Genomic DNA, 6,789 nt, shown 5'->3' with positions numbered 1-6,789 from the left:
GAAGCGAATCTGTAGCGATGGACAGAGGGGGGCGCTGTCCCGCCGACTCAAAGGTTCGTGAAGCGGCTACTCCGCGGCCGCGCCGGCCGTGCCCTTGCGGGTTGCTTCCAGCATCAGCCGCCTCTCCCGGAAAACGCCCCATTGCTGGTCGACCAATACGCCGATGAGAATTACCCCGCCCATCACCGCGAAATTGAGCGAGGACGGGATGCCGAGCAGGTTGACGAGGTTTTGGAGTTCCTGCAGCAGGACCGTTCCGAGGATGACGCCGATCAGCGAGCCCTCGCCGCCGCGCAGCGAGAAGCCGCCGAGCACGGCTGCGGCAATGGCGTAGAGTTCGTAGAACTGGCCGTGGCTGGCCGGCGAGATCGAGCGCGTGTACATCGCGAAATAGATCGCCGACAGCGCCGTCAGCACGCCGCAGATGACATAGGCGGCCATGACGACGCGGCCGGTGCGGATGCCGGAATATTTCGCCGCCTCCTCGTTCTTGCCGATGGCGTAGAGGTAGCGGCCGAACACCGAACGGTGTAGCACCACCCACATCACGATGGCGATGACGATCAGCGCGATGAAGCTGTTCGGCACGCCATAGGATCGCCCGGCGGTCAGGAACTCGAGTTCCGGAAAGTTCTGTCCGAAGGCAAAGCCCGCCGTGCCGTCGGCAGTGTAGAACCGCGCGACGCCGCGGTAGATCAAGAGGCCGCACAGCGTCACCACGAAGGGCTGCAATTTGAGCCGCGTGATCAGCCAGCCATGTGCCAGCCCGATGATGCCGCCGAGCACGAGGATCAGCGGCAGCGCCACCGGCCATGCCATGCCTCGCGTGGCGATGAAATCGACGAACAGGACGCCGAGCAGCGCGACCACCGAGCCGACCGACAATTCGATGCCGCCGGTGATGATGACGAAAGCCTGGCCGATCGCGAGGATGCCGAACAGCCCGATCAGGTTCGAGGTGTTGGCGAGGTTGATCGGCAGCAGGAAGCGCGGATTGATGATCGCCACCACCGCTCCCACCACCAGGATCAGGATCAGCAGGCCGAGATCTTTCTTGCTCATCGTCTTCTCCCCAATGCCCGCGAATTATTTCGGCTGCTTGCCGACGGCCAGCAGCAGCACGTTTTCCTGGCTGAACTGTTCCTTGTCGAGAATGCCTGAGATCTGGCCCTCATGCATAACGGCGATGCGGTCGGAGACGCCGATCACCTCCTCCATGTCGCTCGAGATCATCAGCACGGCGACGCCGGCATCGGCCAGCGCCCGCATCAGCCCGTAGATCTCGGCCTTGGCGCCGATGTCGATGCCGCGCGTCGGCTCGTCGAGGATCATCACCTTGGGGCTCATGGCCAGCCATTTGGCAAGCACCACCTTTTGCTGGTTGCCGCCGGACAGCGTGCCGGTGCGCGTCGCCACCGAGGGCGCCTTGATCCCGAGATTGCTTTTCTGCTTTTCGGCGGTGACGGCTTCGGCGCGGGCAGAGACCAGGGCTCGCCGGGCATGCGCCGGCAGGTTGGGGAGCGAAATATTCTGGGCAATCGACAGATCGAGCAGGATACCGGTCAGCTTGCGATCCTCGGGGACGAGGAAAATCCCGTTGGCCACAGCGTCGGCGGCCGAACCAAGAACCAGATCCTTTCCATCAAGCTGGAGCGCACCGCCAAGGCTCTTCTCGATGCCGAAAAGCACGCGCGCCAGTTCGGTCCGGCCGGAGCCGACAAGACCCGCCAAGCCAAGAATTTCGCCATGCCTGACGCCGAGATCGACCGGTCGGTCGGGATAGGCGCTGGTGCGAATGGCTTTGGCCGACAGGGCGACCGTGCCGGGCGGGCACGCCGATTCTGCCGCCTTCTCCCTCTCCTTCAGCATGCGGCCGATCATCAGCTTGACCATCTGGTCGTGGTTGATGGCGTTCTTCGGCAGCGTGCCGGCAAGCATACCGTCCCTCAGCACAACGACGCGATCGGCGACCCGCTCGACCTCGTGAAGACGGTGCGATATGAAGATGACGCTGATGCCCTCCGCCTTCAGCGCCTTGATGACATCGAGCAGCTTGTCGGTTTCGGCAAGTGGCAGGCTCGATGTCGGCTCGTCGAGGATCACCAGCCTTGCCTCGATCGACAGCGCCTTGGCGATTTCGACCATCTGCTGCTGGGCAAGCGATAGCGTCGATACCGGCGTGTCGGCCGAAAAATTGGCGCCCACGCGTTTGAGCAGCGGCGCCGACAGCGCGCGCAGCCTGGCGCGGTCGACAAGCCTAAGCGGACCGGCGCGCAAAGGCTCGCGGCCGAAATAGATGTTGGCGGCAACGTCGAGGTTCTCGAACAGGTTGAGTTCCTGATGAACGAAGGCGATGCCGGAACCGATGCTGGCTTCGACGGTCAGCCCGTCATGGGCGATACCGTCGACGGTGATCGTGCCGGTGTCGGGGGTGGTCACGCCGCCGAGGATCTTCATCAGCGTCGACTTGCCGGCGCCGTTTTCGCCGACGAGGCCGATGACCTCGCCGGGCCTGACCTCCATCGAAAACCCGTCCAGCGCGACCACGCCGGGATAGGTCTTGCGCACGCCCTCGAGACTGAGGAACGGGGCGGTCGTGGATGCGCCGATGGATGCGTCGGAATAATTCATTCACGCCTGACAGCAGTTGGCGGGGTCGGCCTCCCCGCAGATTGACGAGCCTGATCAAGCCCGTCAATAACAAGCGGAGCCAGTCACGCCAGCGTCGCGCTGCCCCTCACCCTTACGCTCTCCCCGTCAAGAACGCGGAGAAGGATCGCCAGCGTTGCAACCACTGCCCTTCTCCCCGTTCTTCACGGGGAGAAGGTGCCGGCAGGCGGATGAGGGGCAGCGCCGACGACGCTCAGTTTCCAGACATCGCCTTCAGATTGGCGGCATAGGCGTCGACATCGTCCTTGCCGATGATCTTGGTCGGCACGATGATCAATCCGTCGGCGGGAACACCCGACTTGTCGCCCTTGAGATAGGCGGCCATCAGCTTCATGCCTTGATAGGCCCATTCGAAGGGCTGCTGCACCACCGTGGCGGCAACGGTGCCTTCCTTGACGCCGCCCAGCGTGATCGGATCGTCGTCGAAGCCGACGACCGTGATCTGACCGAGCTTGCCGGCGTCGCGCAGCGCTTCATAGATACGCGGCGTGTTGTAGGAATAGAAGCCGACCATGCAGGTGACGTCGGGGCTGGCGACCAGCGCGTCCTCGACGTTCTTCTTGGCGCGGGCCTGGTCGATGTCGTCGCCACGCACGTCGATCAGCTCGATCTTGGTGCCGGCGAGCCCTTCCTTCATGCCCTCGATGCGCTCCTTGGCATTATCGGCGCCGAGCAGGCCGACGAAGCCGAGGCATTTGCCGCCGTCGGGCATCGCCTTCTTGGCGATCTCGGCCGCCTGCTTGCCGGCATCGATGTTGGACGAGCCGATATAGGCGACCCGCTTGGTCTGTGGCGCGTCGCTGTCGGTGGTGAACAGCGCCGTCTCCGAGGCGATCTTGTTGAGCCCGTCGGTAGACGTCTTGGGATCAACGGCCGAAACCATGATCGCCTTGACGCCGGCCGTCACCAGATCGTCCATCAGCCGCTGCTGGATGGCGACCGATGACTGCTCCGGATATTTGAGCTCGAGATTGTAGTCGGGCAGTTCGGCCTGGGCCTTCTTGACGCCGGCTTCGGCCGCCTTCCAGAAATCGGAAGCGCCGTTGACGACGAAGGCCAGCGTCGGTTTATCCTGGGCACGGGCAATCGCCGTGATGGACAGGCCGAGAGCCAAGGCCGCGGCAGCGACGGACGCATTTCGTATCGCAGATTTCATGTTCAACCTCCCATTTGATTCAGTCATTTTCGCTGATCTGAACTTGTCGAATGCGGCTGGACGCCTCCTCCTCAAGGGGTGCTGGCAGCGAAAGAACGGCGCCATTCCAGCCGCGATTTTGGACTTTAGAGACTCATTGGCTGTTCGTATAGTCGGATTTGTCTGACATTTCCGTAATTGCGTGGAGTTGCTTTGCCGGCCCAAGAGCCGCGGATGCCGCGCCACGCGCCTGCTTCCCGTCATGGCCCGTTCAGTCCCGAGCCGGGCATGACGAATTGACAATAGAACGCTCACGCCTATTAGTAAATAGTATTAGTCTCTGGTTGGAAACCTGGTGCCGCTGGCGAATGGTCTGCCTACCGTGTGGTGAGAAAGGGAGGCTTCCGAAGCCATCTAGCGGCCTTGAAATCGGATCACATTCCCAGAAATCGATCTTCCAGAAACCGCGTATCGCTCTCTCCGCGCTGCTAGCCATTCGGCTGCCAGGATGATAATAATGATTATTCGAGTGCCTGTTTTATAAACGTTAAGCGTCGTCGGCCGCCCTACCGTCCTTAATGACGTCCAGGACGACCTCTGGCTAGCCAAGCCGGGAATTTGGAACACAATGCCATGAGCGAACCGACGGATCTGCGCGATCCTGCCCTTGAAGCCTCCCGGCGCCGAAAGCCATCGGCTAAGAGTCCCAAGGGTCGCGTCACCATGACCGATATCGCCAGGGCCGCCGGCTGCTCGCAGGCAACGGTTTCGTTCGTCCTCAACAACACGCCGGGCATAAGGCTCTCGCAGCAGACCCGCGAACGGGTGATCGAGGCCGCGCGGGGTCTCGGCTATGCGCCACCAGCCTTCTCTGCTCTTCGCAGCCCTATCGCCTCGTTCGAGGGGCTGGACGGGGTGATCGGCTTCGCGGTCGATCAACTGGCGACCAGTCCCGAAGCGGTCGTCGCCATAGAAGGAGCGCGCCAGGCCTCGTGGAATGCCGGGAACGTCGTGCTGGTCGCTCAGACTTTGGGTGATTCCGTCATGGAGCCGCGCGCGATTGCGGCACTGACCAAGCGAGGCATTTCGGCGCTGATCTACATGACCATCTTCACGCGCGAGATCGCCGCGCCCGACTATCTCTACGACCTCGATATCCCGGTCATCCTGCTCAATTGCTATTCCGCCGACTACGCCTTCCCCGCCGTGGTGCCGAGCGAAATCGCCGGCGGGCAGAGCTCCACCCGCCACCTGATCAGCCATGGCCACCGCCGCATCGCAACCATCACCGGCGAGCCGTGGATGCAGGCGGCGCAGGATCGTCTGAAGGGCTACCGCCGGGCGCTGGCGACGGCCGACATCCCGTTCGATGCGGAGCTGGTGGTCGAGGGCGACTGGTCGGCGAGCGCCGGCTACGCCGCGACCATCAAGCTTCTGGCGCTCAAGGACCGCCCGACCGCGATCTTCTGCCAGAACGACCGCACCGCGATCGGCTGCTACGAAGCGCTGAAGGAAGCCGGCCTGCACATCCCTGGGGATATTTCGGTCGTCGGCTATGACGACGAGGAAATCGCCCGCCATCTGTTCCCGCCTTTGACGACGTCGATCCTGCCGCATATGGCGATGGGGCAATGGGCGATCGAGCAGCTTGAGATTCCCGCACCGCCGGGCCGCGGCCGCTACCCCATCACCAAGCTTGAATGCCCGCTGGTCGAGCGGGAATCGGTCAGTGCTGTGGCGCCTGGGCGCACACACGGACTGACAGCCCGCTGAGCACCTCCAGACTTCCATCAATGCATAAGCCGTACTGATGCCCGCTCCAAGCCGGACAAGCGCCCCCGCAAAGGATCGGGATTCTTGTATCCCGAGTTCTGCGGATTGACATACGGTTTGCTGCAGTCTGGTTGTGGCGAAATCCTGGATCCAAGGGTAAATTTGATCTGGTTCGCCGTTCCGCGCCGGCCTTCGAGCCCGATTTCCTCGCTGACCCGGATCGGCAACCCGCCAGGAGTTGTACTGCCATGAAGCTCCAGCATCGCCACGGCCCGCCGCGCGATTTCGTCGGTTACGGCCGGCGGCCGCCGCAGATCATCTGGCCGGACGGACGTCTGGTCGCAGTCAATCTCGTGGTCTGCTACGAGGAAGGGTCGGAATATTCGCTGTTCGAGGGCGACAGCCATAGCGATGGCTGGGGCGAATATCCGTTGGCGGCGCCGGCCGGCATCCGCGACCTCGGCACCGAAACGCATTTCGAGTATGGCAGCCGCGTCGGCATCTGGCGCATCGCCAGACTGCTCGAGCGACACGGTGTCCACGCCACGATCTCGAGCTGTGCCGAGGCGCTGCGGCGCAACCCGGAGGTGACGGCATGGCTGCGCCAATCGGGTCACGATCTGCTCGGCCATGGCCTGCGCTGGACCGAACAATGGACCCTGAGCCGTGACGAGGAGCGCGACCATCTGCAGCGCGCTGTCGCGCTGTTCATCGAGCTGCTCGGCGAGCGCCCGATCGGCTGGAACAGCCGTTCCTTTCCCAGCGTCAACACGCGCGACCTCCTGATCGAGGAAGGCGGCTTCCTGTATGAATCAGATCCGTGCAACGACGACCTGCCCTATTTCGTGCCGGCACAGGACGGGCGTCTTCTGATCGTTCCCTATTCCAAGACCTTGAACGACAGCCGTTATCTGGTCAGCCCCGGCTATGTGACGCCCAAGGACTTCGTCGACAACGTTGAAGCCTATCTGGACTTCCTGATCAAGGAAGCCAGGGAAGAAGGCGGGCGCATGATGACGATAGCCGTCCATGCGCGATGGACCGGCCAGCCCAACCGGGCTGCGGCATTGGAAGGCATAATCGAAACAGTTCTGTCCAGGCCGCAGGCCGTCTTCATGCGCCGCAACGATATCGCCCGGTTTTGGCTATCGCTGTTTCCGGCCGAGGGCGAAGCGCCATGAGCCAACGTCCAACTCGCATGGCGAACGGCA

The 6,789-nt window shown here is 62.9% G+C and carries 5 protein-coding genes; 2 read left to right on the top strand and 3 right to left on the bottom strand.

Annotation, left to right across the window (positions count from 1 at the left end; genetic code table 11):
- Positions 1–66: 66 nt before the first annotated feature.
- The 3 genes from BQ8482_RS03020 to BQ8482_RS03010 all read right to left on the bottom strand — a co-directional run bounded on the left by BQ8482_RS03020 (position 67) and on the right by BQ8482_RS03010 (position 3,826).
- Positions 67–1,062 (bottom strand): ABC transporter permease, encoded by a 996-nt coding sequence (locus BQ8482_RS03020; RefSeq protein WP_123146204.1) that lies wholly within the window; start codon positions 1,060–1,062, stop codon positions 67–69.
- Positions 1,063–1,086: 24 nt separating this feature from the next.
- On the bottom strand, positions 1,087–2,631 hold the full coding sequence (locus tag BQ8482_RS03015; RefSeq protein ID WP_123146203.1) for a sugar ABC transporter ATP-binding protein: 1,545 nt from the start codon (positions 2,629–2,631) through the stop codon (positions 1,087–1,089).
- A 232-nt stretch (positions 2,632–2,863) separates the two neighbouring features.
- A complete protein-coding gene (locus BQ8482_RS03010) occupies positions 2,864–3,826 on the bottom strand; it encodes a sugar-binding protein (protein WP_123146202.1) in 963 nt (320 codons plus the stop codon).
- Positions 3,827–4,438: 612 nt separating this feature from the next.
- Here BQ8482_RS03010 and BQ8482_RS03005 point away from each other — a divergent pair.
- Both BQ8482_RS03005 and BQ8482_RS03000 read left to right on the top strand, forming a co-directional pair.
- A complete protein-coding gene (locus BQ8482_RS03005) occupies positions 4,439–5,578 on the top strand; it encodes a LacI family DNA-binding transcriptional regulator (RefSeq protein ID WP_165848403.1) in 1,140 nt (379 codons plus the stop codon).
- A 248-nt stretch (positions 5,579–5,826) separates the two neighbouring features.
- Complete coding sequence (locus tag BQ8482_RS03000; protein ID WP_123146201.1) at positions 5,827–6,759, top strand: polysaccharide deacetylase family protein; 933 nt, start codon at positions 5,827–5,829, stop codon at positions 6,757–6,759.
- Positions 6,760–6,789: the final 30 nt, after the last annotated feature.

Source organism: Mesorhizobium delmotii, assembly GCF_900149755.1.
Lineage (GTDB): Bacteria > Pseudomonadota > Alphaproteobacteria > Rhizobiales > Rhizobiaceae > Mesorhizobium > Mesorhizobium delmotii.
Note: the sequence above shows the minus strand (reverse complement) of the source record. Positions and strands in the feature narration are given on the sequence as shown.